Annotated in this window: 25 protein-coding genes and 1 pseudogene; 17 read left to right on the top strand and 9 right to left on the bottom strand. The window is 69.4% G+C overall.

Annotation, left to right across the window (positions count from 1 at the left end; genetic code table 11):
- Positions 1-12: 12 nt before the first annotated feature.
- Positions 13-873, top strand: coding sequence for a hypothetical protein (locus tag A2U95_RS30880; protein ID WP_166029166.1), 861 nt, complete (start codon positions 13-15; stop codon positions 871-873).
- Positions 874-1,040: 167 nt separating this feature from the next.
- Here the strand turns inward: A2U95_RS30880 and A2U95_RS33220 are convergent.
- Positions 1,041-1,404, bottom strand: a pseudogene (locus A2U95_RS33220) (NAD(P)/FAD-dependent oxidoreductase); the annotation flags it as partial.
- Between A2U95_RS33220 and A2U95_RS33925 the strand changes: the two are divergent.
- Positions 1,404-1,646: a JAB domain-containing protein gene (locus tag A2U95_RS33925; protein WP_206283126.1), complete on the top strand. Its 243-nt coding sequence runs from the start codon at positions 1,404-1,406 to the stop codon at positions 1,644-1,646. The pseudogene A2U95_RS33220 and the gene A2U95_RS33925 sit on opposite strands and share 1 nt — an antisense overlap.
- A 65-nt stretch (positions 1,647-1,711) precedes the next feature.
- Here A2U95_RS33925 and A2U95_RS30870 read toward each other — a convergent pair whose 3' ends face one another.
- The 6 genes from A2U95_RS30870 to hsdR all read right to left on the bottom strand — a co-directional run bounded on the left by A2U95_RS30870 (position 1,712) and on the right by hsdR (position 8,434).
- On the bottom strand, positions 1,712-2,851 hold the full coding sequence (locus tag A2U95_RS30870; RefSeq protein WP_166029164.1) for a restriction endonuclease subunit S: 1,140 nt from the start codon (positions 2,849-2,851) through the stop codon (positions 1,712-1,714).
- Positions 2,835-4,352, bottom strand: coding sequence for a class I SAM-dependent DNA methyltransferase (locus A2U95_RS30865; protein WP_166029162.1), 1,518 nt, complete (start codon positions 4,350-4,352; stop codon positions 2,835-2,837). Before A2U95_RS30865 ends, A2U95_RS30870 begins: the two co-directional genes overlap by 17 nt.
- Before the next feature lies 1 nt (position 4,353).
- Complete coding sequence (locus A2U95_RS30860; protein ID WP_240958489.1) at positions 4,354-4,920, bottom strand: nucleotidyl transferase AbiEii/AbiGii toxin family protein; 567 nt, start codon at positions 4,918-4,920, stop codon at positions 4,354-4,356.
- Positions 4,911-5,258 (bottom strand): nucleotidyl transferase AbiEii/AbiGii toxin family protein, encoded by a 348-nt coding sequence (locus tag A2U95_RS33215; protein ID WP_240958480.1) that lies wholly within the window; start codon positions 5,256-5,258, stop codon positions 4,911-4,913. Before A2U95_RS33215 ends, A2U95_RS30860 begins: the two co-directional genes overlap by 10 nt.
- A complete protein-coding gene (locus A2U95_RS30855; RefSeq protein ID WP_166029160.1) occupies positions 5,255-5,854 on the bottom strand; it encodes a type IV toxin-antitoxin system AbiEi family antitoxin domain-containing protein in 600 nt (199 codons plus the stop codon). Before A2U95_RS30855 ends, A2U95_RS33215 begins: the two co-directional genes overlap by 4 nt.
- Positions 5,855-5,938: 84 nt before the next feature.
- On the bottom strand, positions 5,939-8,434 hold the full coding sequence (gene hsdR, locus A2U95_RS30850; protein WP_420857079.1) for an EcoAI/FtnUII family type I restriction enzme subunit R: 2,496 nt from the start codon (positions 8,432-8,434) through the stop codon (positions 5,939-5,941).
- Between the two features lie 309 nt (positions 8,435-8,743).
- Here hsdR and A2U95_RS30845 point away from each other — a divergent pair, with 309 nt between their 5' ends.
- Positions 8,744-9,352: a creatininase family protein gene (locus A2U95_RS30845; RefSeq protein WP_240958479.1), complete on the top strand. Its 609-nt coding sequence runs from the start codon at positions 8,744-8,746 to the stop codon at positions 9,350-9,352.
- 18 nt (positions 9,353-9,370) lie between these two features.
- Here A2U95_RS30845 and A2U95_RS30840 read toward each other — a convergent pair whose 3' ends face one another.
- Positions 9,371-9,610 (bottom strand): DUF397 domain-containing protein, encoded by a 240-nt coding sequence (locus A2U95_RS30840; protein WP_166029156.1) that lies wholly within the window; start codon positions 9,608-9,610, stop codon positions 9,371-9,373.
- A complete protein-coding gene (locus tag A2U95_RS30835; protein ID WP_166029154.1) occupies positions 9,607-10,479 on the bottom strand; it encodes a helix-turn-helix domain-containing protein in 873 nt (290 codons plus the stop codon). Before A2U95_RS30835 ends, A2U95_RS30840 begins: the two co-directional genes overlap by 4 nt.
- Positions 10,480-10,655: 176 nt before the next feature.
- On the opposite strand from A2U95_RS30835, the gene A2U95_RS30830 reads away from it, so the two are divergent.
- From A2U95_RS30830 to A2U95_RS30765, 14 genes are all read left to right on the top strand, one after another.
- Positions 10,656-11,174, top strand: a complete 519-nt coding sequence (locus A2U95_RS30830; protein WP_166029152.1) for an ATP-binding protein — start codon at positions 10,656-10,658, stop codon at positions 11,172-11,174.
- Positions 11,175-11,402: 228 nt separating this feature from the next.
- Positions 11,403-11,720 carry an ATP-binding protein gene (locus tag A2U95_RS30825; protein ID WP_240958477.1) on the top strand — a complete coding sequence of 106 codons (318 nt, stop codon included), beginning with the start codon at positions 11,403-11,405 and terminating at the stop codon, positions 11,718-11,720.
- 374 nt (positions 11,721-12,094) lie between these two features.
- Positions 12,095-12,646, top strand: coding sequence for a hypothetical protein (locus A2U95_RS30820; protein ID WP_166029150.1), 552 nt, complete (start codon positions 12,095-12,097; stop codon positions 12,644-12,646).
- Between the two features lie 266 nt (positions 12,647-12,912).
- A complete protein-coding gene (locus A2U95_RS30815) occupies positions 12,913-13,500 on the top strand; it encodes a hypothetical protein (RefSeq protein WP_240958475.1) in 588 nt (195 codons plus the stop codon).
- Between the two features lie 189 nt (positions 13,501-13,689).
- The gene (locus tag A2U95_RS30810; RefSeq protein ID WP_240958469.1) at positions 13,690-14,298 is read left to right on the top strand and encodes an SAF domain-containing protein; all 609 of its coding nucleotides are present in this window, start codon (positions 13,690-13,692) and stop codon (positions 14,296-14,298) included.
- The gene (locus tag A2U95_RS30805; RefSeq protein WP_166029145.1) at positions 14,295-15,095 is read left to right on the top strand and encodes a CpaE/TadZ family protein; all 801 of its coding nucleotides are present in this window, start codon (positions 14,295-14,297) and stop codon (positions 15,093-15,095) included. Before A2U95_RS30810 ends, A2U95_RS30805 begins: the two co-directional genes overlap by 4 nt.
- Positions 15,096-15,097: 2 nt before the next feature.
- Positions 15,098-16,456, top strand: a complete 1,359-nt coding sequence (locus A2U95_RS30800) for a TadA family conjugal transfer-associated ATPase (RefSeq protein WP_166029177.1) — start codon at positions 15,098-15,100, stop codon at positions 16,454-16,456.
- Positions 16,456-17,367 (top strand): type II secretion system F family protein, encoded by a 912-nt coding sequence (locus A2U95_RS30795; RefSeq protein ID WP_166029143.1) that lies wholly within the window; start codon positions 16,456-16,458, stop codon positions 17,365-17,367. The genes A2U95_RS30800 and A2U95_RS30795 overlap by 1 nt, the downstream gene beginning before the upstream one ends.
- Positions 17,364-18,272: a type II secretion system F family protein gene (locus A2U95_RS30790; protein WP_166029141.1), complete on the top strand. Its 909-nt coding sequence runs from the start codon at positions 17,364-17,366 to the stop codon at positions 18,270-18,272. Before A2U95_RS30795 ends, A2U95_RS30790 begins: the two co-directional genes overlap by 4 nt.
- 42 nt (positions 18,273-18,314) lie before the next feature.
- Positions 18,315-18,521 carry a hypothetical protein gene (locus A2U95_RS30785; RefSeq protein WP_166029139.1) on the top strand — a complete coding sequence of 69 codons (207 nt, stop codon included), beginning with the start codon at positions 18,315-18,317 and terminating at the stop codon, positions 18,519-18,521.
- A 10-nt stretch (positions 18,522-18,531) separates the two neighbouring features.
- Positions 18,532-18,942: a TadE/TadG family type IV pilus assembly protein gene (locus tag A2U95_RS30780; protein ID WP_166029137.1), complete on the top strand. Its 411-nt coding sequence runs from the start codon at positions 18,532-18,534 to the stop codon at positions 18,940-18,942.
- Positions 18,939-19,397, top strand: a complete 459-nt coding sequence (locus A2U95_RS30775; protein WP_166029135.1) for a TadE/TadG family type IV pilus assembly protein — start codon at positions 18,939-18,941, stop codon at positions 19,395-19,397. Before A2U95_RS30780 ends, A2U95_RS30775 begins: the two co-directional genes overlap by 4 nt.
- Entirely contained in the window at positions 19,394-19,831 is a 438-nt protein-coding gene (locus A2U95_RS30770; RefSeq protein ID WP_166029133.1) for a pilus assembly protein TadG-related protein, read from the top strand. Before A2U95_RS30775 ends, A2U95_RS30770 begins: the two co-directional genes overlap by 4 nt.
- 41 nt (positions 19,832-19,872) lie before the next feature.
- Positions 19,873-22,674 carry a BTAD domain-containing putative transcriptional regulator gene (locus A2U95_RS30765; RefSeq protein WP_166029131.1) on the top strand — a complete coding sequence of 934 codons (2,802 nt, stop codon included), beginning with the start codon at positions 19,873-19,875 and terminating at the stop codon, positions 22,672-22,674.
- The last annotated feature ends 441 nt before the right edge of the window (positions 22,675-23,115 follow it).

Raw genomic sequence — 23,115 nt, 5'->3', positions numbered from 1 at the left:
GAGGGGCGTTACATGGGCTGGACGGTCCTCTACATCGCGTTCGGCATCGTCGCGCTGTGGCTGCTGGGCGAGGTGTTGCTGCAGTACAAGGCCAAACTGCGGTGGCGCGTGCTCGCGTTCGCGGGCTTCCTCGGCGTCGTCATCGGTGTGCTGTTCGCGTCGGTCGCGGTGATCGGCCTGGGCGCGCTCGCCTTCGCGGTGGGGCAGACCTTCGTCACCCTGTCGTTCCGCAGCGGCTTCTCGCAGGGCTGGGCACTGCCCGCCGCCCGCCGTCGCACCGGCCAGGACGACGGGGAGCGGGAGGAGTCCGGGGGCGACGACCGCGAGGAGCGCGACGAGCACGAGGTGCGCGGTGACCGTGGTGATCTCGGGGGCCGCCAGGACGACGAGCTGCCGGCCGCGCCCTCCGTGGACGACTACCAGGCCGCCGCCGGCGCCACCGCGTACCCGTCGCAGACGGCGCAGGAGGACACCGGCTCGTACGGCGTGTACGGCGACTCCGGTTACGACACCGGCGGGTACCCCGCCGCGGCGTCCGCCGGAGCCGACGGGCAGCAGGGGTACGGCGCCTACGACACCTATGCCGGCACCGGATACGACCAGCAGCAGTACCAGGCCTACGCGGACCCCTACGCGACGCAGGGCGGCCAGTACGGATACGACTCCACGTACGGCGGCCAGCAGCAGGGCTACGGGCAGCAGGGCGGGTACGACGCGGCGTCGTACGGCGGCTACACCGACACCACGCCGCCCGGCGGGGTCTGGGTCCCGCAGCAGCGGGGCGCCGACGACCCGTACGGGACGGAGGAGCAGCCGCAGCAACCGCAGCAGCAGCCGTACCCCTACGGGTACGACGAGCAGTACCGGTACTGAGCAGGTCGCGCACGACGGAGGGTCGGCCCCCGGGTGGGGGCCGGCCCTCCGTCGTTGCGGGGCAAGGGCGTCGCGTCGTGGCGCCGGGTCGCGGGACGACCGCTCACCGAGGCGTCGACCTCGGTGGCGCGGTGGGGTGTGCCCGGGTCGGGTGGGGTGCGCCCGGGTCAGACGGAGCTGCGGAAGGCGGGGCCCTCGACGACCGGAGACCAGCGCCCCGGACATGCCGGCGTGCGGCAGCCCGCCGCCGGGGTGGGACCAGCCGCCCGCCCGGTACAGGTTCGGCAGCCCCGTGGCGTTGCCGGGACGCAGCAGCGCGGCCCCGCCGCCGGCCAGGGCGGGGGCGGGAACGCCTTCCGCGCCGGTCTCCCGCCGGACGTCCTCCGGGGTGCGCACCTCGTGCCACAGCAGCCGCCCGCGCAGCCCCGGCACGGCGCTCTCCGCGGCCGTCAGCATCAGCTCCGCCCGCCGCATGGCCTCCCGCGCGTTCGTGCTGGCCTGCACCGTCGCGGTCAGCGCCACGGACTCGTGTGGTCGTGATCGTCTGCGACGGGGCAGGCACGGTCCTACGCACGGATGTCCTCACGGAGGGCGCGTCGGACCCCAGCCTGCTACCAGTCCGCGATGTCCTCGCCCTGGTACTTGCGGCCGGGGGCTCATCCTTCGGCGTGGCGCACAACCACCCCACGGGCTGCCTAGATACAAGCAAGGCCGACTGCCGCGCCACATCCCGCTTGGGGGCGGGTGCGACAGTGGTCGGCCTGCGCTTCTAGACCATGTGGTGGTTACGGACGAGGGGTGGCGGCGGGTGCCGCCCGTATGACATCGACGCAGGGACCTACAGTCGCCCGGAGAAGGCAGCGTCGAGAAGACTCCAACGTAGGGTGGAGAGCTGTTCCACCTGCCTGGCGCTGGCGTCTGCCACCTCGCGGGCGAGAGTGAGCTGTTTCGCGATGCGCCGCTGCTCAGGTAGCCCGGGGAGTGGCACTTCGGTAGCCAGCAGACGGTCCACGTTCACCCGCTGCCTCCGAGAGCCCATGCCAGTTCCCTGACCCTGGAGGCTGTCGTGAAGTCCGCGCCAACGTGCCAAGTGAGTCATGTATTCGACGTCGGCAACCGCTGCGTCAATGTGAAATGTGGGGAATTCGTGCGAGACGTAGACGCCATCGAATTCTTCTGAAACCACAGCAAGAGAACCTTCCCAACCGAAGAGCTTGCTGTACACAAACTGATCCTTGTGGAGCCTGTTGTAGCGCGAATATTTCGTTTCGCTGCCATCAATGATCGGCCTCTTAAAGAGTCCCCGCCCCCGATTAAGGATGCCGGCCGTCTGATAGGTGGATTCGGGCTCGACGGTCACGAAGTCGTTGCTCACCGACAGCGCCTCAGACAACGGGAGATGGACATCAACGGAATTGAACATGGAATCCGCATGGCTAAGAATTAGATTGTCCGCATGACTCTTCCGTCGAGAAACCTCCCTCATTCGGGTCGCAGCTGCATCGAGCTTATCGACTACGCGGCGCTGCTCGGCTAGCTCGGGTAGCGGGACTGTCGCGTTCTCAAAATTCTTTGGCGAGACGGTTTGGTTTCGCGTTACAGTCCCCGTTGAAATTGATTTAATGAGAACCTTGCCGGCGTTGCTCTGAAAGAAGTAGTTCAGGTAGCGGAGGTTCACTTCCCCGATTGCCCGATAACTCAGGAAGCGAGCCGATCCCACGAGCCCCTCTTCCTTGTCAGTCGAAACAGCAATTGCCCCCTCCCAGGCCATGATGTTACTCACCACAAGCCGCTCAGGGCGGACTTCGAAGTATTTGAGCTTGCTCAGCTCACTACCCAAACAGGGATCTCGGTGGAAGATTCCATTTCCGAAAGACCTGATGCCGATCTGGTGATACTTGGCATCCGGGTCAACCTGAACGGCGATCCTCTCCAATTCGAGCACATCACCGAGGCGAACTTCACTCAGCATCAGCACTTGCCCCCAGCCCCGCGCGCAGCTCGTTCAGCAGCTTCAAGATCCCCTTCTCTGTCTTCACCAGCTCATCCACCAACTCTTCGGGTGTCCGGTGCGCCAGATCGTCCCCGACATGCGGGTTGGCGATGTTGAGGTTGTAGCCGGAGGCGACGATGTCCGACGCCGGGACGGCCCATGCGTGTTCGCCCTCCTCGCGCCCCTCACGTTGTTTACCGCCCCACCAGTCCACGCAGGGTTGGAACTCCTCGATCCGCATGGGCTTCGTTTTGGTGTAGCCCCGGCGCCCCTCCGGCAAGGGGATCTCGTAGAACCAGACCTCCTGCGTCGGCCCGGTCTTCTCGAAGAAGAGGATGTTCGACGGAATCTGGGTGTAGGGCGCGAAGACGCCTTGGGGGAGACGGACGATCGTATGAAGGTTGCAGTCCTTCATCAGCTTCTTCTTGATCTTCGCGCCGATGGAGTTCTCTCCCGTTGCGAACAAACTCCCGTTGGGCAGGACGATCGCGCACCGGCCGCCCAGCTTGAGCTGGTCGAGGATCGAGTACAGGAAGAGCCAGGCCGTCTCCTGGGTACGGAAGCCGTCCGGGAATGCCTTGACGACCGTCGACTCCTCCTCGCCTCCGAAGGGAGGGTTGGTGAGGATCACGTTCACCTTGTCGGCGGCGTTGGAGTTCCGCATTTCCAGGAGTGCATTGCCCCGCCGGAGATGCGGCGCGTCAATGCCGTGCAGCAGCAGGTTCATCGAACCCAGCAGGTACGGCAGCGGCTTCTTCTCGATGCCTCGGATGTCCGCATGCAGTCGCCTGCGCTGGGTGTCAGTCCTGACCTGGCCCTTCAGTTCCTCGTACGCTTGGACCAGGAACCCGCCCGTACCGCTCGCCGGGTCGAGGATCGACTCGCCGAGTTCGAGGAAGGACTGCTGGACCATGAAGCGGTTGACCGGCCGCGGGGTGTAGAACTCGCCTGAGTCGCCGGCCGCGTCGCGCATTTCCTTGAGGATCGACTCGTAGACGAACGCCATGGTGTGGATGTCGTCGGTGGAGACAAAGTCAACCTGGTTGACGATGTTCACCAGATCCCGCAGAAGCGTGCCCGACTGCATGCGGTTGACGACGTCCTTGAAGATGGTGGAGATGACGTTGCGCGGGTCTTCCGCGTCCTCCCCAACCAGCCCTGCAAGATACGGGATGAGCTTCTCGTTGACGAACGTCTTCAGTTCGTCTCCGCTGAGGTCTGGATTGGTCGCCCAGCCCTTCCAGTGGTACGGCTCCTCGATCGCACGGCGGTACCCGTCCGGGTCCAGCGCCTCGCCCTCCTGCTCGACGCGCTCGTCGAACGCCTTCAGGAAGAGCAGCCAGGACAGCTGCGGCAACCGGTCGAGGTCGCCGTTCATCCCGGCGTCCTTGCGCATCGTGTCGCGCGCGGACTTGATCAGGGAGGTGAGCCGGGTCCGGGAGGTGCCGGCCGGCTTCTCCGCCGTCTTCTTCTTGGTCGCTGCCATGTCAGCCCAGTCGGTCTTTCTGTTCGGGTCGGGAAGAGACAAGTGACGCATCGGCGAGGGCCGCCGCCCACAGTCCTCGTACCAGCCCCAGGGTGGCATCGAGCGTCGGCGGGATTCCGGTGGCTAGCTCCCGTGCCAGCTCGGGGTAGCTGTCGCGCCACCGAGGCGGCGGTTCCTCGAGTTCGTCCGGCACCTCGTGTGTGGCGCGTACGGCGAATACATGCCGTACGACCTGCACGAGCGCAGCATCGCCCGGCAAGCCGTCCTCGGCCAGCAGCACCAGATCGACCAGGTCCTTGACTCGCGTATCGGGACGGTCACCGTAGTCGCGGGTGAAAGCGTGCAGCTTCTCCGCGAAGTGCTGACGGCGGTCCACGGCCTCGATCACACGCTGCGGGGTGCCGGCGAAGCCGAGGGTGTTGGGCAGTGGGATGCGTTCCGTCCGGGCGCTCTCCTCACCACGGTCCACCACGTTCACTCTGACACCCGCGAACAGCTTGCCCGCGAGATGGGCCTCGACGGAGAACCGCCAGCCGCCCCATCCTGCCGTGTCCGCCGTCAACGACACGGGCGCACCGACCCGGAAGCGTCCAGATCGGCCGCCAGAGCGTCGATCAGCAGCTCACGCACCTCGCTCCCCCCTGCGTCGGAGCTGTCCTCAGGCCGCAGTGCCAAGTCCAGGTCCTTCGTCGTACGAGCACGTCCGGTGAGCCGGAATTCCATGGCCGCACCACCTTTAAGGACCCAGCCGCCTGCCCGGTCCTCCGCGAGACGTGCCGCCATGCGGTCGAAGACCACCAGCCGTCGACGCCGGGCAAGATCGGTTCCGGAACAGTCGGCGTCCTGCTTCAGCCGGGCCTCCAGAGCGCGGCGCAAGTCAGCGGCGTCACGGTAGCGGCCGGTCACGACATCGCTCCCAGCGCTCGCTCGACGCCCAGCTCTGCCCGCGGGCCCAGCGTCTGGGCTGCGTGGAGCAGCCTCCGGCGAGACACGATTCCCTGCGCCAGCGCCTCTGTCACGGCCCCGTCCAGGATGTCCTGGTCTTCACCGTCCTCTGCGCACTCCGTGAGCGCGCGCAGAGGTGTCGTCACCCGGTAGCCCATTCGCTCCTCAACGTCCGACTCTGTCAGTTCCGCACGGTGCAGAATCACCGCGTCCGACTTCTGCCGGAAACCACGCGGCACGGTGAGGTGGATGCGGGACGGGTTTGCCGTGCCGAGATCATGGGCCGCTAGGGCGGTGGTGTGCGAGACCACCGCCCTCCCCTTGCTCCACAGCGACCACCGCACCAGCTGTTCGTCGCCCTCGCCCGGCAGGTCGGAGAACTCCCGGAATCGGTAGAGCGCGCGGTCAATCACCAGCCAGTTGCCGTGCTGGGCGTGGTAACGCTGGGCTTGGTAGGAGTATCCGGCGTCCACCGCCTGCGCAGCGGTGAAGTAACCGCGTTGACCGGCGGCGGTCCGCCAGAGGGCAGCCCGACTGTCCGTACGATCTCTCAGCACGCCACCACCATAGCAGGCGCACATAACTCAAAGGCCACTTTAGTTTGAGGCGATCATTTGCGCGGAACTAAAGTTCTAGTTGCGCTACACGACCGTGAGGAGTCTAGCCGCCAGCTGATCGATGGCTTCATGTGCCTGCCGGGCCCCGCCGAACCGCGCTGTCAGGTCCACCACCCGGCCCATCGAGTCAAACGGCGGAACCTTCAGCGTTTCCACCTTCAGCTGCGGCGAGCCCGCCTCCGCGAACTTCTCCAGCATCGCTTCCAGCACCTCACGAGCCCTCTCCCCGAAGGAGTCCAGGAACTCCTCGTGCTCCCGGCGGAACCAGGTGAGTCGCTCGTCCCGGCTCACCACGCCGAGGCCTTCCCATGCAACGCTGACCAGCAGGTCTACGGGGTCCACGTCGGGCTTGCCCAACTCCTCGGGCAGCTCCTCCACATCGATGTCCGCTTCCTTCAGCGCCTCCATCAGCGCGGCCCGGCTCTTGGCCCGCGCCCACCGGGTGCGCAACTGCGCGGGTTCCAGGTCGAGTTCCAGCACCTGGTTGTGCACCCACTGCTCTACGCTCACCAGGCGCATCGTCACGCCGTCGTCCGCAAGCTGGTAGCGGCGCTCGCCCAGCTTGTAGACGTCGACGCCACGGACGGTATACCGCTTGCCATGGGCCTGGATGCGATCGACCTCGTCCTGATCGGTCACCTTGTCATCCGCGCCGTCCGGCCCGGATTCAAAGGAACCACCGTCCTGCTCCTCGTACGCAGCCTCCGGTTCGGCGACAGCTTCGGCTTCGTCTTCGGGCGTCTCGGCGGGTGGCGTGACATCTTCGACGTCGACCAGAGCGCCCTGTTCGTCCGCCGTTTCCTTGAGCAGCCGAAGCGGCGGGCCGTCGAAGCTCTTGTCCTCGAAGAGCCTGGTGGCTTCCACGAAGTCGATGATGTCGAAAGACTCCTTGCCGATCTCCGGACACAGCCGGGTGCCTCGCCCGATGACCTGCTTGAACTCCGGCATCGAGGCCATCCTTCGGAACAGCACTACGTTTCGCACTGCCGGCAGGTCGATGCCCGTCGACAGCAACTTCGACGTCACGGCGATGACCGGCTGGTTCGAGTCAGCCTTACGGAACTCCTCCAGTGATTCACCGTAATGAGGTGCGTCCGCACTGGTGATGCGCTTGACGAAATCGGGCAGGACGGAGACCTCTGCGGAAGCGAGGTTGTGAAGGGCTGTGCGCATCCGGCCAGCGTGCTCGTTGTTCTCGCAGAACACGAGTGTTTTCCCGAGGCGCCCGTCTTCCGCGTTCTTCCGCAAGTAGTCGATGAGGTACTGGGCCACGGTCTCGGTCCGCTCCAGAATCACCATGACCCGTTCGAACTCCTTCGGCCCGTAGAGGTCGTCGGGGATCTCACGGTCGTACATGTCCTTCTTGCCCGGCTCGGGCCGGTATCCCTCCACGTCCACGTTGAGCCGGACCCTGCGCACTCTGTAGGGCGCGAGGAATCCGTCCTCGATGCCGTCCCTGAGTGAGTACGTGTAGACGGGGTTGCGGAAGTACTCGTACGTGTCGCTCTTCTTGTCGCTGACCGGAGTGGCGGTGAGCCCGATCTGGACAGCAGACTTGAAGTACTCGAGGATCCGCCGCCACCGCGAGTCGTTGCCCGCGCTCCCCCGATGGCACTCGTCGACGATGACGACATCGAAGTAGTCCGGCGGGTAGTCACGGAACAACTCCGACTCAGCTTCTCCCTGCTCCAGAGACTGGTAGAGCGCGAAGTAGATCTTCCGGCCGCGCTTTGCCTCCCCTCCACCGATCTTATAGACGTCGTCCTCGCCGAACACCGGCAGGAAGTAACGGTCCTTGGGGTCATCGACCAACATGTTTCGGTCGGCCAGGTAGAGCACCCGGGGCTTGCGCCCGCCGAACGCCCCCGGCGCCTGGAACAGGCGCGCGACCAGTTGAAGGGCAAGCATGGTCTTGCCCGTTCCTGTGGCCAGCACCAGCAGGATGCGGCGCTCGTCGCGGGCGAGGGCGGCCAGGGCCCTTGTGATGGCAGCCCTCTGGTAGTAGCGCGGGCGCTTCACCGTGTTGTCCGTGTTGCGGAGGGTGTAGTCGTACGGTGCGGACAGCAACTCCTCACCGGCCTCGGTGCCACTGACTCCCTGGTCCCCCAGGAACCGCGCCCAGAGTTCACCCGGGGAGGGGAACCGTTCGATGGGCCGGATGACGGGGTTCTCGGCGGCGAAGTCGATCTCGACTATCTTCCGGCCATTGGTGGCGTAGGCGAAGGACAGGCCCAGTTTCCGCGCGTAGCGGCGGGCCTGCTCCACGCCGTTCTCTTCGCTGAGGCGGTATCGCTTCGCCTCCACCACGGCGATCGGCACGTCGGGGACGTACTCAAGCACATAGTCGGCGACGAGGGCCGGCCCACGTTTGTGTCGCCTGCGGGTCGGCACCAGCTTGCCGCCGTTGATCCGGTACTGCGGCCGGATCTGTTTCTCGCCCCACCCTGCTGCCCTGAGGGCAGGAAGCACGAACCGCTTGCACGTCTCGTCCTCGTTCAACTCATACGTCTCGATCCCCATGACACAGATGTACTTCATGCATCTGACACTTGAACCGAGACGAGAGAATTTGCCCTTCTGAGAGTGCACTTCGAGGCTTTATATCCGTCTTGTCGTTGCTGGTGGGGTGACATGGACGCACCTCGGCCGTCGGGCGTACGGGATGCGCTCGGGTAGCGGGATGAGTAGTCGCAAGCCGTATCCGAGTGAGCTCACCGGCGAGCAGCGGGAGTTGGTCAAGCCTGGGAGGAGTTCCCAGAAGGTGGCGGCCTGGTCGTCGACGACTACGGGCTGGGGCATGGGGTGTGGGCGGACGGCGGGGACGCCGTGGTGGCCGAGCCATCGGGAGACGGTGACTTCGCGGCGGGCAGCTGTTGTGTGGCCGGAGCGGCTTATGCGTACGACGGTGTCGTCGGTGAGCCGCCAGAGGTCGTTCTCGGCCAGGCGTATCGGCTGGGCGCCGACGGCGGGGAGGCATGCGGTGGCGGCGATCTTCTGGAGGACGGCGAATGCCTCAACGGGCATGGCGGAAACTACGTCCTGTCCAACCTGGTCCAGGAGGCCAACGTGGACGGGCCCGCGGTCTCCCTCTTCCCTCTCGGCGGGGACTGGGACAGGGCCTGCGCGCTCGGGGGTCTCGAGTCCGACCGGCACGCGGACATGCATGCCGGCGAGATCGAGACCTCGATACTCCTGCATGCCGCGCCCGAACTCGTCCGCGACGGCTACGAGGAGGCCGATCACGACGGGGGAGCCCGCCGGTTCCTCCTCGTCGAAGGCATGAGCGCCTACACCGAGAACGGAGTGATCGGCTTCCCCTCCCTCGCCGGCGCGAGCAAGGGGAAGGCCGTCCTGGAGAGCCTGACTGCCGACTTCGCCGCCCCCCTGGACGCCCTCGGAGTGCGCGTCACTCAGGAGGGCTCGGAGCGCTTCGGATGACCGCGTGCCCCCGGAGGCCTAGCGGGGAACGCTTCCCGGGATGGTGTCCGTCGAGTTCACGAGGTGGGTGGTGAACGTGGTCCAGGCCGGGTGCCCGAAGACGATCACGGGTCCGGTGGGCTTCTTGCTGTCGCGGACGGGGGCGCAGGGGCCGGCGTTGTCGGCGATCTCGAGGCACTCGCCCTGGCCGCCGCTGTAGGTGCTGGCGCGCCACAGCGCCTTGGCGAGGTCGGGTGTGGGAAGCGGGTGTCGGCTCACTTCTCGTGCTCCTTCGCGATGCGGCGGATCAGGCCGAGGGATTCCGCAGGGGGCAGTGCCGAGGTGCGGGCGTCGTCGAAGAGTTCCCGGTAGCGGGCGACCTCCGGTTCCTGCTCTATCCAGATGTTGCCGGTCGCGGTCTCGGTCAGCACCAGGTCCAGCGCGGACACCTGCGGAAAGCTGAGCAACAGGTACGGGCCGAACATACCGGAGTGCGCTCCACGGCGGTACGGCAGAACCTGGACGGTGATGTTGGGCACCTCCGCCATGTCGGCCAGGTGATCGAGCTGCCTTCGCAGGACGGCCGGACCGCCGACCTGCTGGCGCAGCACGCCCTCCGTGAGGACGGCCCACAGCTCCAACGGCTCGGTGCCGGTCAGGCGTTCCTGCCGTGCCTGACGGACTTGGACGAACTGCTCGACCTCCTCGGCGGTCCGCCAGGACCGGGAGGCCACGGTCACGGCCCGGCTGTATTCCGGTGTCTGGAGCAGGCCCGGGACCAACTGGGCCTGGAACGCCCGGATGCTGTGGCAGACGTCCTCCATCTCGATGTAGTCGCGGTAGGAGTCAGCCAGAACCGTGCTGTACCGGTGCCACCACCCGTCTCGGCGCCGGCGGTTAGCGTTCAGCGCCAATGCGTGAAGCCGCTCCCGGACTTGAGGGTCCTGAACGCCGTAGGCCTGCATCAGGGCTACGAGGTCCGGGCTGCGGACGGGGACGTGACCGTGCTCGATGCGGCTGATCTTTCCCTTGGTGCAGTCGAGGGCTTCGGCGGCCTGAGTTGTGGTCATTGCGGCGGCTTCGCGCAAACGGCGCAGTTCGTCGCCGAGTTGGCGGCCGAGGACGGTGGACGGCTTGACGTTGGGCATGCCCGACTGACTATCAGGAATCCGCGCGTACGTGCCGCCGAGTCTCCCTAAAGGGTGAATTTCAACCCAGAAGCTCCATTCAACGTTGCGTGAGATGTCCGTTCTGCCAGTCTCGTGCCAAACCCGTCCGGTGCTTCCCGTCACCGGACCTCACGCACGAACCCGCAGGGGGCGTCATGGCAGAGAGCTCGAGCTCGCAGGAGATCACCTTCCGCCTGTCCAGGTCCCGGCAGACCACGCCCAGGGCCAGAGCGGCACTGAACGCGGTGCTGGACAGCTGGAACCTCGACCCGACCCTCCTCCAGGACGCCGAACTCGTTCTGTCCGAACTGGTCACCAACGCGGTGCGCGCCCGGGCCCCTCGCGACCGGCAGGTCGGCATCAGGATCGTGCGCATGCCGGCGGAGGGGACCCTTCGCCTGGAGGTCAGCGACGCCGGGGAAGGCAGGCCCGAGTTGCGGACACCGGACGACCAGGACACCGGTGGACGAGGGCTGATGCTGGTCGACGCGATCGCCGAACGCTGGGGCGTCAAACAACGCGTCGGTGGCATCGGCAAGACCGTGTGGGCCGACCTGAAGGCGGAGAACCACTTCGCGACAAAAGTCGACGGGGGCGACGGCTCCTGGGTCGGGAGGTCACGGGAACCGGGCGGGCATCAGGCCGCTATGGCGGTGTCCGCAAAGTTCTCGTAGGAGAGGTATTCCCCTCTTTGTGTATTCGCGCTGTCGTCGTTGTGCACCCATCGTGATCAACGGGAGATGAAGCGTGACGGCGTTCTTCTTCACCGCGGCCCTGTTGCTGTGCACCGCGCCGGCCACCGCGTCCTACGCCCTGACCCAGACCTGGGCATGCGCCGCGCCCGGCCGTGGTCGTCACCGCCGGGTGGTTCGGGGCCGCCACGCCGCTCGGGGAGGTCGTCAATGACGGTGACCCGCCGCCGTGAAGCGGTCGCGAGCGTCCTGTGGTGCTGGACCGCCGAGACCCCGCACGCGCCTCCCCAAGCGCGTAGAAGCCTGCAGTGCGCGCTCGATCAGCTCGGGTACCCACAACCGCTGATCGACGATGCGGTGCTCGCAGTTGGAGAACTCGTCGCGAATGCCGTGGAGCATGGCGTCAATCCGTACGAGCTGAGGCTGCACAAGGAGAGCGGTGGGGAGCTGCTCTGCGAGGTGGAAGATCACGACCCCTGTCTCCCGGTGCTTCCGCAGTCTCGTCCGCCCTTCGAGTCCGGCGGGTAGGACCTCCAGGACTTGGATGCCCTGTGCGCGGGGCTTGCGGAACGGGGGCGCGGGCTGCAAATCGTGGATCGGCTCAGTGAGGGCTGCCGGGGTTTCCGCCGGGCGTCCGGGACCGCCAAGGTCGCATGGATGGCTCTACCGCAGTAGCCCTGCCCGGAGCGTCAACCCGGTGTAGGTCGCCGGGTGCCCAGATGTTCCTCCGAAAGAGGGAATGGTGGAAGCCCTCTTTCGTCCTCGCCGGCGCCCAACAGGTGTCCACGGCGCGCTAGTTGGCTGGGCCAATGCCCTCGCGCCGAGGCAGCTTCCGGATTCGTCGCGGCAAAACGGGGCTTTCCGGTCGCTATATGTGGCGTCACGGGGAATGGAGGGCGAAAGTGATCAAGCCCGGCATGTTTCGCGCCACTACGCTCGGCGTTGCGGCGTTGTTGTTCACCGGCGCGTGCACCGCACACGAAGGTGGGTCCGCAGCCACGGGGGCGGGAGAAGCGCCGCCACCTTCGGGGCCGCAGAGCACTGCGGCGCCCGACGGTTCCCAGGAGGCGGTCGCCGCCTACAAGGCCATGTGGGACGAGGCAGTTGAGGCCTCGCACACGGCGAACGTCAAGCACCCTGGCCTCGACGACTACGCCACCAGCGGCGCACATCAATTCCTCCTGTACCTGATTCGGTCCTATGCGAAGGACGGGCTGGTGGCCCGGGGGCGGCCCACCTTCGCACCGGAGGTGAAGAGCGTTACCACCGACAAGGTGGTGATCAGCGACTGCTCGGATGCGACCCGGTGGCTCATGTATCGGAAGAGTGATGGGCAACTCGAGGACGATGTACCCGGCGGCCACCACCTGATCGACGCCACGGTCGGCAGGCACGGCGATCGCTGGTTGGTGGAGTCGCTGTACGTCCACGAGGTGGGCACGTGCATCACGTGAGGCGAATGGGGCGAACCCGTTCGGTCCTGCTCGCGGGCACCGTCAGCGCGGCTGTCGTGGGAGCGAGCCTCCTGACGGCCCCTGGAGTAGCGGCTGATACCGGGTTCGGCGACAGAGTCGGCGTGCGCTGCGGGGGCGGCGGGTGCGATCTCCGGGCGTCGCGGGGCGGTGCAGGAAGAAGCACCCAGGGCCGGGCATCGGCTCGCCGGGGCGGAGCGGCGAGGGCACCGGCCGCGGCCGCCAAGGCGGGAGGCGCCGTCCCGTTCGTGGTGCGGCACAAGTTCACCGGCAAGTTCGGAAAGCCGTACGTGCCGATCCTGCCGGCCAACAAGGGGAAGAAGCGGCGGGACGCCGAGCCCGCGGTGCCCCAGGTGTTGCCGGCCGAGCTCGCGCAGCAGGCGGTGGCGCAGTTGAAGCTGCCCGCGCCGGTCATCCGGATGAACCCGGACGAGGACTTCGCCCAGGTGGTGCGCGTGCCGACCTGGATGTGGATGCCGGCGGCGAGCTGGCGGCCGGTGAGCGAGACGGTGGCGGTGCCCGGGGTGTCGGTCACCGCGACGGCGCGGCCCCGTCGGGCGGTGTGGTCGATGGGCGACGGGTCCTCCGTTACCTGTGACGGACCGGGAACGCCGTACTCGTCGCGGTTCCGGGCGGACGCGCAGTCGCCGGACTGCGGCCATGTCTACCGCCGTGCGTCGCTGGCCGAGCCGGGAGGCAAGTACCGCGTCACGGTCACCGTTGTGTGGGACGTGGAGTGGTCCGGCGGCGGGCAGAGCGGAACGGAGCACGGCCTGTCGTCGACGGCCGAGCGGTATGTGCTGGTGGACGAGGTTCAGGCCGTCGTGGCGCGGTGACGTCCGTCCGCGCTCCTCGTGATCGCGGGTCGGCGTGAGACCTGTGGTCCAACGACTTCTTCTTCAGCGGGGTGAGTTGTGAGTTCTTCCATGCGTTCACCGGCCACGGGCCGGACTGGGGCTGTGCCCGGTGCGCGAGGCCGTCGAGCTACCGGATCCGAAGGCCGCCCGCCGGTGGTCGGTGGCGGTGTGCGTCGCCGACCGGGCTGGGTGTGGGCCGGGGTGGGGGCGGTGCTGGTCTCGGCGGTGGGGTTCACGGTGATCGCGGCCGACCTCAGCGGCCGGACCGACGTACTGGTCCTGGCGAGGGACGTGCCGGCCGGGGCGGCGTTGACCGCCCGCGATCTGCGGACCGTGAAGGTGGCGGCGGAAGCGGGGGTTGTGCCCGTCGCGGACACGGCGAAGGTGTTGGGCAAGCAGGCGAGGGTGCCGTTGGTGGCGGGCTCTTTGCTGTCGGGACGGCAGATGGGGGAGGCCGCGGACTTCCCGCCGGCCGGCTGGTCGCAGGTTCCGCTGGCGGTGGAGGCGGGTGGGTCGCCGCCGGACCTGACGCGGGGCAAGAGGATCGCGGTCGTCGCCGGGCCGGGTGGCCTTCCGGCGGCGGCCGGGAGAGACGATGAGGAGGCGGCCGGTCCCGCGCCGGTGCTGGGCACGGTGACCGGGGTGCAGGCGCCGGAGTCGACGGGCGGGGTCCGGGTGGTCACCGTGCTGGTGGAGACGAGCGCCGCTCGCCGTGCCGCTGCGATGGAGCACCCGCGGATCGTCGTCATCTCGGCGAAGGGGCGTGAGGCCCTGTGAGACGGCTGATCGCCTTGGGCTCGCTGACGGGTGCGCCCGGAGTCACGACGGCCGCGCTGGCGCTGGCCAGTTGCTGGCCGCATGTCGCGAGCGACGGCCGCCCGGTCGTCGTCGAAGCCAACGTGTGGGGCGGCGATCTGGCCACGCGGTGCGGAGTGCCGCACAGCCCGGGTCTGCTGGACGTCGCCGCGACGGCACGGCAGCCTCACCCGGGCTCGCTGCTCGGGGCGGTGGCGACACTGCCCTGCGGCGTGCGGGCCGTTGTCGCCCCGGCCGGGCGGCCGGCGTGCCGCGAGGCCGTACGGGTACTGGCCGGGGAGCAGGGCCAGGCGGTGCTCACCGGCGCGGAAGGCGACCGGGGGACGGTCCTGCTGGACCTCGGGCGGCTCGGTGAGCACAGCGATGAGCTGCTTGCCGCGGCGGACCACATCCTCCTGGTGACGAGTGGAACCCCCGAGGCGCTCACCCACGTCCGTGCCCACCTGCTCGCCTCCCGGGCCGCGTCCTCCTGGGCGACGCTCGTCGTGGTGGGGCCGTGCCCGTACTCGGGGCAGGAGATCGCGCAGGCGCTGGACGTCGAGCGTGTGTGGTTCCTGCCGTGGGATCCGAAGACCGTCGCCGCGTTCGCCGCCCGCCGCGCCGTCCCGCCACCCTCGCGCTTCCGCACTCCGCCGCTGATGGCCGAGTCGCTGGAGCTGGCGCGCCGGATCGCCGCGGTCACCCCCGGCGGCGATCAGCGGCCGACCGACCTGTCCGGCCAGCTCCGGTCGGCGCTCACGGAGAAGAGGACGGCATGACGATGCAGCAGGCCTTCGTGGGCGCCACGACCGACCCGGTCGGGCGGCCCGAGGCGTACGAGCGGGAGCTGGCGGAGCAGGTCCGGCAGCGGGTGGTCGGCAGGCTGGCCGCCTACGCCAGTGAACGGGAGGCCGCCGGCCTGCCGCCCGAGGACGAGTCGGCCCGGCGCACGACGGTACGGCGGCTGCTGGGCGAGGAGATCGCCGCCCAGTGGCGGGCGACCGTGACGACCGGCGGCCAGGTCCTCGACGCCTCGGCGGAGCAGCGGATCGCCCAGTCCGTCGAGGACGCCCTCTTCGGCACCGGCGGCTTGGAGCGGCTGCTCGCCGACACCAGCCTGGAGAACATCTGCGTCAACGGCTGCGACAACGTGTGGGTCAAGGACACGACGGGCCAGTGGCAGCAGCGTCCGCCAGTGGCCGGATCCGACGCGGAACTCGTCGAACTCGTCCGCGGGCTCGCGGCCAACGTCGACGGGGAGGAGCGGCGCTTCGACCGGGGCATGCCGCGGCTGAACCTACGGATGCCGGACGGCTCCCGCCTGTTCGCCGTCATGGCGGTCACCGGGCGGGTGTCGCTCACCATCCGCCGACACCGCTTCCTCGCCGCCTCCATGACCGAACTCGTCCGGCTCGGCGTCTGCGACCAGAACATGGCGTCCTTCCTGTCCGCCCTGGTGCGCGCCCGGAAGAACATCGTGATCGGCGGCGGCACCAACGTCGGCAAGACCACCGTGCTCCGCGCCTTCGCCAGCCAGATCCCGCCCACGGAACGCCTCGTCACCATCGAGGACACCTTCGAGCTTGGCCTCGACGTCGACCGAGCCGCGCATCCGAACGTCGTCGCACTGCAGGCCCGCGAACCGAACCTGGAAGGCCAGGGCGGCATCGACCAGGCGGAGCTGGTGCGCTGGGGACTGCGCATGTCGCCGGACCGGGTGATCGTCGGCGAGATCCGCGGAGCCGAGGTCATCCCGATGTGCAACGCCATGTCGCAGGGCAACGACGGCTCGCTCTCCACGATCCACGCCTCCACCTCGCGCGGAGTATTCACCAAGCTCGCCACCTACGCGGCGCAGGCACCAGAGCGGCTGTCGATGGAGGCGACCAACCTGCTCGTGGCCTCGGCCGTGCACTTCGTCGTCCACCTCGGCTGGGACGCCCAGCGCCGCCGCGTTGTCGACTCGGTCCGCGAGGTCATCGACGCGGACGGCAGCCAGATCGTCTCCAACGAGATCTTCCGACCCGGTCCGGACGGACGGCCTGTGCCGGGTGCGCCACTGCGGGCGGAGACGCTGCAGGACCTCATGGCCGTCGGGATGGACCCGCAGGTTCTCGGCGCACCGCTGTGGGGTGCCTGATGGGCGCCGAGTTCGACGGTGGCGCACTCACGGCCGTCACCACGCTGCTGGGAGCGGCGTTCGGGGCGGGACTCATCGCGGTGGTCCACGGACTGTGGAAGCGGCCGGACGACCCGCAGAGCGGGGCGGACGGCACGGGCCTGCTGCAGCGGTTGCGGCAGTGCGTTCCGCAGGACTGGACGCGGCGACGGGTCGCGGTCGCTGCCGTGTGTGGGGTGGTCGCGGGCGCGTTGACCGGGTGGCCGGTGGGCGCGCTGCTCACGACGGCGGCGCTGCTCACCCTCCCCGGTCTGCTCGGGCCGGACCGGCAGGCCGCCCGCCGCACGGAGCAGATGGAGGCGCTGGCGACGTGGACGGAGATGCTCCGCGACACGCTCTCCTCCGCCGCCGGGCTGGAGCAGGCGGTGCTCGCCACCGCCGACATCGCCCCCGCCCCACTCGAGACGGAACTACGGGCCCTCGCCACCGAGGTGCGCGCCGGACGGCCGCTGCCCTCGGCGCTGCGCGCCTTCGCCGAGGCCGTGGACGACCCGCTGGCCGACGTGGTCGTCGCCGCGCTGCTGACGGCGGCGGAGCAACAGGCCCGCCAACTCGGGGCGCTGCTGGGCGAGCTGGCGGAGTCGGTGCGCGAGCAGGTGGCCATGCGGCAGCGCATCGACGCCGGCCGGGCCAGCGTCCGCACCGGGGTCCGGGTGACGGTCATGGTCACCCTGGGGATGACGGTCGGCCTGGTCGTCTTCAACCGCTCCTACCTGCAGCCGTTCGACACCGCCGCCGGACAGGGCGTGCTCGCCGTGATCGGGGCGCTCTTCGCAGTGGCCTTCGGCTGGCTGACCTCGATCGGCCGCATCGCCGAGCCCGGCCACCTCATCAGCACCGCCACGACCGCCGAAGCGGGAGGTACGCGATGACGACCGTTCTGCTCCTCGGAGCGCTGTTCGGCACCGGGCTGACCGCCCTGGTCTACGGGCTGCGGCCACCACGCCCCGCCCTCGCCGACGTCCTGGCCGCCCTCGACGCACCGGCTCCCGTCGCACCCGCGGCCGGGCAGCGGGAGAGCGGGGCGGACGAGGAGTGGGCGACTCGCCTCGGCCGGCGCTTCGTCCCCCTCGTGCGGCTGCTGGGCCTGCCCACCCCGGGACTTCAGGCGGACCTGGCCGTCTGCGGACAGGACGTTGAGCGGCACCTCGCCGGCAAGGCGACGTGCGCCCTGGCCGGACTGGTCATGCCGTGGCTCGTCACCACCCTCCTCCGCGTGGGCCTCGGCACGGATCCGGGATGGTGGGTGCCGCTGAGCGGCTCGCTCGCGCTTGCCGTCCTGCTGTTCTTCGTCCCCGACCTCACGGTCCGCAAGCAGGCCGAGGAGCGGCGCCGGGAGATGCTGCACGTCCTCAGCCTGGTCCTGGACCTCACCGTCATCGCCCTCGCCGGCGGAGCCGGAGTCCACCAGGCCCTCACCCAGGCCGTCCGCGCACCCACCGGCTGGGCGGCAGGGAAACTCGCCCACGCCCTCCACGTCGCCGAACTGACCCGCACCAGCCCGTGGTCCCACCTCGGCACACTCGGACGCCAGCTGGCCGTCAACGACCTCACCGAACTCGCCGCCACCCTCGACCTCGCCGGAACCGAAGGCGCGAAGATCCGCGGATCGCTCGCCGCCAAGGCCCGCGCCATGCGCCGCCGCCGCATCTCCGAGGCCGACGGAGCCGCCCAGGCCGCCACCGAGCAGATGTCCCTGCCCATGGTCATCTTGTTCGCGGCCTTCCTCCTCCTCATCGGCTACCCGGCCATCGCCCACGTCCTGAATGCCACCTGAACCCGCCCGACGTACAGCCTCCACCACGGGAGAAGACCGACCATGCGCCACACCCGCCGCACCCTCGCCAAGCTGCGCACGACCGCCCGCGACCGCCTCGCCCACCTGCGGGACAACCCGCGCAGCGACGGCGGCTACACCACCGAGACCGTCATCGTCACCGCGCTGCTCGCGATCCTCGCCATCGCGGTGGTCGGCATCATCGTCGCCAAGGTCACCGCCAAGGCCAACGGCATCGACCTCGGCTGACCTCACCCGCATGCCGAACCTCGCTCAGCGCCTCCAGGCCGACGATCGGGGGGCCGCCACGACCCAGTTGGTCCTGGTGGTCCCCGCGGTGCTCCTCATGATGCTGCTGACCGTCCAGTTCGCCCTTGCCTGGCACGGCCGGCACATCGCCCAGTACGCCGCCGAACGCGGACTCGCGGCCGCCCGCACGAAGGACGCCACGGCCGCCGCCGGGCAGGCTCAGGCCCGGCGCAGCCTCGCCCAGCTCGGCAGCCGCGTTCTCACCGCACCCGCCGTCACCGCCCACCGCTCCCGGGAACAGGCCACCGTCACTGTCCGAGGAAACGTCATGCCCGTCGTGCCAGGCCTGCGCCTCAAGGTCAGCGGCACGGCGTCCGGAGCGGTCGAGCGCCTCACCACCCCCGACGGAGGCACGCCATGACTCGCCCGCGACACCGGGCCGGAGCGACCGGAGCGACCGGGGTTCGGGCTTGCGTCGACGACCGGGGATCGGCGGCACTCGAACTCGTCCTGCTGACCCCCTTGTTGATCGGCGTCCTGCTGGCCGTCGTCGCCCTCGGACGGCTCGCGGACGCCCGCCTCGTCGTCACCGACGCCGCCCACCAGGCGGCCCGGGCAGCCTCCCTCGCCCGCACCGCCGCCACCGCCCGGGCGGACGCCCGCCGCACGGCACGCGCCGCGCTGGACGGCGCTTCCCGCTCCTGCACCAGGCCCCAGGTGACGGTGAGCGGCGACCTCACCCCGGGCACGGCCGCCACGGCCACGGTGTCCTGCACGGCGGACCTGGGGGACCTCACAGGCCTCGGCCTGCCTGGCAGCGTCACCGTGACCGGCAGCGCGCACTCGCCCGTCGACCAGTACCGGAGCGGCTCGTGAATCGACCAACTGCGGTGCGAGGCCGTGCGCGGCGGCTGGAAGGCGACCGAGGCCAGGTCACCGCCTTCGCCGTCGGTACGGTCCTCGTGCTATGGCTCTTCGCCGGACTCGTCGTCGACGGCGGTCTCGCCCTCGCCGGCAAGACCCACGCCCTCGATGTCGCGCAGGAAGCCGCCCGAAGCGGAGCCCAGGAACTCGACCTCGCCCGCCTCCGAGGCGCCTACGACATTCGCCTCCGCCCCTCCCGAGCCGCAGCCGCCGCCCGCACCTACGTGACGTCTGCCGGTGACACCGGCAGCGCGACCGTACGCGGCAACACGGTCACCGTGCGGGTTACCCACCAGCGGAAGGCGCAGATCCTCCGCCTCGTCGGCGTCCACACCTTCACCCTCACCGCGACCGCCACCGCGCAGGCCGAACGCGTCACGCCCTGACAACGCGGCGGCTCCCGAGGAGCGGCCGAGGAAGAACCACCATGCCCCCCGCATCGCCCACTTTGCGTCACCTCGGCAGCCGCCTGAAGGCCGCCGCCACAGCGGCCGCCACCGGCACGGTGACGCTCGCCGTCATCGTTGGCATGCCCGTCGTCCTGTGGCGGCTGCTCGGCACGCCCTGGCCGGAACCGGCCACCTCCTGGCAGGACTTCACCGACCGCCTTGCCCAACCGATCACCGACCCGATGGTCGTCGAACTCCTCGGCCTCTTCGCCTGGGCATGCTGGGTGGCGTTCCTCATCTCCCTCGCCCGCGAAGCCGCCTGGTACGCCGCGCACGTCCCTCAACTGCTCCGCGACCGACGCCTGCACCATCAGCACCTGGCCGGTCTCCCTCGGCACCGCGCCTTGGTCGCGCTGTGCGTCGGCACCCTCGTGATCGCCCTGCTCACCGTGCTGCGACCGCCACAGGCCTCCGCGACGGCGTCCCATTCCTCCGCCGACCTGCACGGCCTGCGAATGGTGGCAGCCACGGCTCCACTACAGGTGGCCGCCATCGAAGAGACGCCGGCGCCCTCTACCGGCGGCACAGACCGGCCTGCGGCGGAGGTGCCCCGGGCGACCTCGTACGAGAGCCATTGGCTCGAGTACACGGTCGTGCAGGACGACACCCTCTGGGACATCGCCCACGCCCACCTCGGCGACCCGCTCAAGTGGCCCCGGATCTACGCCCTCAACAAGAACCGCCTCCAAGCCGACGGACGCCGGCTCACCGACCCCGACCTCCTCCACCCGGGCTGGCGGCTAACACTCCCCGTAGCAGCAGCGGTTCGGGCGCCGACCCCGCCCGCGCCTGCCGAGCGCCCGGCGGAAGCCCTTCCGCGCCAGTCACAGCAGACCCCCGAGGAACCCAACGACCCTCATCCGCCGAGGCCCAAGGAGGCGGCACCGGAACACCGGACGGCCCACGGCCCCGCCGCGAACCCCAAGCCGGACGTGGTGGCCAACGCGAAGGACACCGCGCCGGTCAGCATCGGCCTCGGCCCGGCGGGACTGATCGGCATCACCGCGGCCGCCGGTCTGCTGGCCGCACGCCGCTACTGGTACGCCCACCACAACCGCCGCCGCGACGCGGACGAGACCCACGAGATCCCGCCGCTGAGCCCGCTCGTTGACAAGGCGGCACGAGCAGCCCACGACGCCACCCGCCCCTCCGCACCGCAAGAGCTCGCCGCCGAAGCCCTGATCACCCGCGAGCCCACCCCGCAGCGGCCACGTCCCGAGGGCGTCGTCACCATCGGCCGTGGTGACGGAGGCGAAGTCGCCCTCGACGCCCTGGCCGTCCCAGGAGGCTGCACCTGGACAGGGCCAGGCGCCGGGGCCGCCGCCCGAGGCCTCCTCCTCGGCATCCTCACAGCCGCAGAACGTCAGCGTCCGAAGAGCCCGACGACCACCGTCGTCGTTCCCGCCGACCTCGCCGCCGAGCTCGTCCCCGGACTCCCGAGCCGCTTCTCGGCGCTCACCCAGACGCCCACCCTCGCCGACGCGATCCAGGCAGCGGAGCAGCACCTCATCAGCAGGGCCCGCACCGATGACGAAGCCGACCTTGGCACCCCGGATGCGTCACCTGCCTCGGGCCCGCTCGTCCTCGTCGTCACCCCGGACCCGGCCCACACCGGCCAACTCCAGGCCCTGGCAGCCCGCGTCCACCCCCGCCGCCTGGTCCTCGTCGCCGTCGGCAACCCCCTGCCCGGAACCGCCTGCTGGACCGTCGCTGCCGACGGGACCACCGCGCGCACTGACCCGCAGGGCCGTCAGATCGCGGACCCCCTGAGCCTGTATCCGCTCACCCCGGCCGGAGGCCGCGAGGTCCTCGACGTCCTGCTCACCGCCCATGGCTACCACCCGCGCCTCCCTGCCCCCTCCGGACGGCCGGCGCCCGTTCCTCCTCCGGTGCAGGATGCCGCTCCAGACATCGACGAGGAACCCGACGAAGACGCCAGGGCCGAGGTCCCGGAACCACGATCCGTACGCGAAGCCACCCCTGCAGCAGCCCTCGTCAGGGCGCAGCCCCGCTCCGCCCAGAGGAAGCCGGTACGCGTCCACGTTCTCGGCCCTGTCACCCTCTACGCCCGCGGCAGCGAGACCCCCTTCGGTGCGAACCTGCGCAGCGAGGTCCACGAATTCCTCGCCCTCCTCGCAGCGCATCCGAAGGGCCTCGTGACCCAAGACATCTCGGAAAAACTCAGCCTCGCGCGCGGCAGCGAACAGAACTCAATGAAAAACCTCCGCCGCGCCGTACGTCGCGCACTGCGCGGGGCTACGGGCATCGTGGAGCAGGAATTCATCCTCCTCCAAGGAGAGCTCCACCGGCTCCACCCGGACCTCATCGAAACGGACCTCGCCGATTTCACCGAAGGCCTGAAGAAATCCTTCTCCTCCGGCGAACCCCTCCTCGATGACGCGGTCCAGGCGCTCCGCCACTACAGCGCCCCGTTCGCCCACGGCAGCGACTACCTCTGGGTCACCTCGGTCCGCGAGGACCTCGCCGCCCGAGCCATCGACGCGGCCATCCGCCTGGCCCGCTACGTCGAGCGCGCCGGCGCGTCGACGGCCGACCGGGACACGCTGCTGCCGCTCCTGGATCACCTCTGCGCCCTCCATCCGGAGCGCGAACGCCTCGCCCAGCACACCATCCGCCTCTACCAAGGCGCCGGCCGCCAAGACGCCGCCCAACACACCTTCGCCCGCCTCCACCGCGCCCTCGCCGACCTCGACATGGAACCGGACCAGGCCACGAAGGCCCTGGTCGCGCCGCGATCCTCGGTGGGCGCCAGGCGCTGAGGAGGTCGAGGAGGAGCACTCCTCGGACGTCGGTCGAGCCACTCGAACCTGGCTCGACCGACGATGGCGTTTCGGTGCTCGTTTCGGTGCTCGTTTCCGTGGACGTTTCGGGGGGCGTCCTTGGATACGACGCCCCTCGCGCACGCGTTATCCCAGGTCAGGTGGCATACGAGCCACCCGCGAGCGGGGCCGACTGTATATCGGTTCAGCGAAGCACCCCGATCTACCAACAGCCGGCCCGCCCGCCAGCTGCCCCTCACGTCCTGGTGCCCACCGACGTATCCCGTCGTCCATCCGCCAGTTCTCCCTCTCCCTTCCTCCTTTCCTTCTTCTCTTGCCGGCCTCCCGCACGCCAGCCGAGCCGGGGCCGCTGGCCTGCCAGCAGGCACCGGCGGCGGCCCGGCGGCGGCCCGGCGGCGGCCCGGCGGCGGCCCGGCGGCG

Source organism: Streptomyces chilikensis (assembly GCF_001642695.1).
Lineage (GTDB): Bacteria > Actinomycetota > Actinomycetes > Streptomycetales > Streptomycetaceae > Streptomyces > Streptomyces chilikensis.
The sequence above is the reverse complement of the archived record's forward strand: the minus strand, read 5'-3'. Positions and strand labels throughout refer to the sequence as shown.

What these genes read in the sequence shown, in the direction of transcription:
- A2U95_RS30880 (WP_166029166.1), top strand. Translation starts at nt 13, where the DNA reads ATGGGCTGGACGGTCCTCTACATCGCGTTCGGCATCGTCGCGCTGTGG.
- A2U95_RS30865 (WP_166029162.1), bottom strand. Translation starts at nt 4,352, where the DNA reads ATGGCAGCGACCAAGAAGAAGACGGCGGAGAAGCCGGCCGGCACCTCC.
- hsdR (WP_420857079.1), bottom strand. Translation starts at nt 8,434, where the DNA reads ATGGGGATCGAGACGTATGAGTTGAACGAGGACGAGACGTGCAAGCGG.
- A2U95_RS30835 (WP_166029154.1), bottom strand. Translation starts at nt 10,479, where the DNA reads ATGCCCAACGTCAAGCCGTCCACCGTCCTCGGCCGCCAACTCGGCGAC.
- A2U95_RS30830 (WP_166029152.1), top strand. Translation starts at nt 10,656, where the DNA reads ATGGCAGAGAGCTCGAGCTCGCAGGAGATCACCTTCCGCCTGTCCAGG.
- A2U95_RS30825 (WP_240958477.1), top strand. Translation starts at nt 11,403, where the DNA reads ATGACGGTGACCCGCCGCCGTGAAGCGGTCGCGAGCGTCCTGTGGTGC.
- A2U95_RS30800 (WP_166029177.1), top strand. Translation starts at nt 15,098, where the DNA reads ATGCAGCAGGCCTTCGTGGGCGCCACGACCGACCCGGTCGGGCGGCCC.
- A2U95_RS30795 (WP_166029143.1), top strand. Translation starts at nt 16,456, where the DNA reads ATGGGCGCCGAGTTCGACGGTGGCGCACTCACGGCCGTCACCACGCTG.
- A2U95_RS30790 (WP_166029141.1), top strand. Translation starts at nt 17,364, where the DNA reads ATGACGACCGTTCTGCTCCTCGGAGCGCTGTTCGGCACCGGGCTGACC.
- A2U95_RS30785 (WP_166029139.1), top strand. Translation starts at nt 18,315, where the DNA reads ATGCGCCACACCCGCCGCACCCTCGCCAAGCTGCGCACGACCGCCCGC.
- A2U95_RS30780 (WP_166029137.1), top strand. Translation starts at nt 18,532, where the DNA reads ATGCCGAACCTCGCTCAGCGCCTCCAGGCCGACGATCGGGGGGCCGCC.
- A2U95_RS30775 (WP_166029135.1), top strand. Translation starts at nt 18,939, where the DNA reads ATGACTCGCCCGCGACACCGGGCCGGAGCGACCGGAGCGACCGGGGTT.
- A2U95_RS30765 (WP_166029131.1), top strand. Translation starts at nt 19,873, where the DNA reads ATGCCCCCCGCATCGCCCACTTTGCGTCACCTCGGCAGCCGCCTGAAG.